This is a genomic window from Coprococcus sp. AF21-14LB (genome assembly GCF_003458885.1).
In the GTDB taxonomy this organism is placed as follows: domain Bacteria; phylum Bacillota; class Clostridia; order Lachnospirales; family Lachnospiraceae; genus UBA9414.
This window is the reverse complement of record NZ_QRVX01000103.1, coordinates 1-2,459: the sequence shown is the minus strand read 5'-3', so window position 1 is coordinate 2,459 and position 2,459 is coordinate 1. Positions and strand designations below refer to the sequence as shown.

General features: G+C 39.0%; 2 protein-coding genes. Both read left to right on the top strand.

Annotated elements, in window-relative coordinates; genetic code table 11:
- Positions 1 to 1,067: nucleotide sugar dehydrogenase (locus DWX73_RS13110; RefSeq protein ID WP_118349108.1), on the top strand; the 1,067-nt coding region annotated here is incomplete at its 5' end.
- 176 nt (positions 1,068 to 1,243) lie between these two features.
- On the top strand, positions 1,244 to 2,071 hold the full coding sequence (locus DWX73_RS13105; RefSeq protein ID WP_242996909.1) for an Rpn family recombination-promoting nuclease/putative transposase: 828 nt from the start codon (positions 1,244 to 1,246) through the stop codon (positions 2,069 to 2,071).
- The last annotated feature ends 388 nt before the right edge of the window (positions 2,072 to 2,459 follow it).

The following is a 2,459-nucleotide window of genomic DNA, read 5'->3' as shown; positions in this document are numbered from 1 at the left end:
CGCTCAATCTGACTGCCACGTTGGATGCTGAAGCGGCTTATTCAAATGCAGATTTTGTTATCATTGCTGCACCAACTAATTATGATAGTCAGAAGAACTTTTTTGATACGAGTGCAGTGGAATCAGTAATTAAACAAGTATTACAGTATAATCCGGATGCAATTATGGTAATCAAGTCAACCATTCCGGTTGGATATACGGAAAGTGTTCGGGAGAAGTTCCGAACAGCCAATATTCTTTTTAGTCCGGAATTTTTAAGAGAATCGAAAGCACTATATGATAACTTGTATCCTTCAAGAATTATCGTGGGTACAGACCTGGAGGATGAACGCCTTGTGCAAGCAGCGCAGATATTTGCAGAACTATTGCAGGAGGGCGCAATTAAAGAAAATATTGATACATTGTTTATGGGATTTACAGAGGCCGAAGCAGTGAAGTTGTTTGCGAACACTTATCTTGCTCTTCGTGTCTCTTATTTTAATGAGTTAGATACTTATGCGGAAATGAAAGGACTAAATACACAGCAGATTATCAATGGTGTTTGTCTTGATCCGCGTATTGGAACACATTATAATAATCCATCCTTTGGTTATGGTGGTTATTGTCTGCCGAAAGATACGAAACAGCTGCTGGCAAATTATGCGGAAGTGCCGCAGAATATGATGACTGCGATTGTAGAATCGAATCGCACAAGAAAAGATTTTATTGCAGACCGAGTGCTCGCTATGGCAGGATATTACGACTATTTTAATCGGGGAGACTTTTCAGCAGATCAGGAGAAAGAATGTGTAATTGGTGTTTATCGTCTTACAATGAAATCTAACTCCGATAACTTCCGTCAATCTTCTATCCAGGGAGTGATGAAGCGTATTAAGGCAAAGGGTGCAACAGTAATTATATATGAACCGACTCTTGAAAATGGAAGTACATTTTTCGGAAGCAAGGTTGTAAATGATCTGGATGAATTTAAGAAGAGAAGTCAGGCAATCATTGCTAATCGCTATGATAGTTGTCTGGATGATGTTCAGGAGAAGGTTTATACAAGAGATATTTTTAGAAGAGATTAGTGAAGAGAAAATAGTAAGGAAGCAGTCCCCATCTGGTTTTATAACTGGATGGGGATTTGTTATTTTAGGCATTTTCTACAAAGTGCATTTTTAGTATTTTCGCCAATAGCATTTCCTGCCCACCCATGCTAAACTAAACCCATATAAAATTCCTCTGCAGAAGTGGAGGAACCAGTGTGAAGAAATTAAATGAACTGACTTTAAAAGACAACTGGATGTTTGGAGCGGTCATGCTTCAGGATGATAACTGTAAGCAATTTTTGGAACGGCTGCTTGGTTTTCAGATTGAATCTCTCACGATTGATTTGGAGAAAAATATTATTTACCATCCGGAATACAAGGGAATCCGTCTGGATGTGATTGCGAACGATGCAGATCGGACACGTTATAATCTGGAGATGCAGGTTTTGGCCAAAGATTCTTTGCCGAGACGTGTGCGGTACTATTCAAGCGAGATGGACATGGATCTGCTGCTTAGCGGGACTGCATATGCAGCATTGCCGGAATCTTATGTGATTTTTATCTGTGATTTTGATCCATTTGGACAGAAAAAGTATTGCTATCGTTTCCAGATGCGTACAAAAGAAGGATTAGAAATGCAAGATGGAAGTCATGCAATCTTTCTTAGTACAATGGGGCAGGATGCGGAGAATGTTCCGGAAGCGCTCGTGAAGTTCTTAAAGTTTGTGAAAGCGAATCTGGAAGAGAGCCAGAAGGACTTTGGAGATCCTTATGTGGAGAAACTGCAGCGAGACATTCAGAAGATAAAAGTTAGCAGAGAAATGGGGCGGTGCTATATGATGTTTGATGAATTAATAGCAGAAGAAAAAGAAGAGGGCAGAAAAGAGGGAATGCTTCTTGGAGAAGAGGCAAAATTAAAATCACAGATTCAGAAGAAACTTGCAAAAGGTCTGAGTATTCCTGAAATTGCAGAGCATTTGGAGGAAGAGGAAGAAACAATCCGCAGATACATTGAAAAAATAAGAGAAGTATCTCCAAAGTAGGCGGCAATCTAAAGAGAAATTTAAATATATTATCAAGTGCGGCAGCAAGTCAAGCTGCCGCAGAAACAATTCGAAAAGCAAAGGTGAAGCTCTTTGTTTCATATTTAGTGGAGCTATTCCATATCAGATCCGATTCAGGATAAAATAACCAGAAAATGATTTCAGCAGAGGAATTTTATAGAATTATATAATAATAACTGGGAATATACACAAATTTTAGTAACGAATACGATAGGAGGAGTATTTTTCTATAGAAATCTATTTTATGAAATGATAAAATGTAAACGCAAAATAGCGAGTACCTTGACATTTTTAGGCGGCTGCTTTGCAGCCACCGATATTTAAGCTTTGCGAATCCCTGCCGGAAGTTTTTCTGACCAGGGCAGAA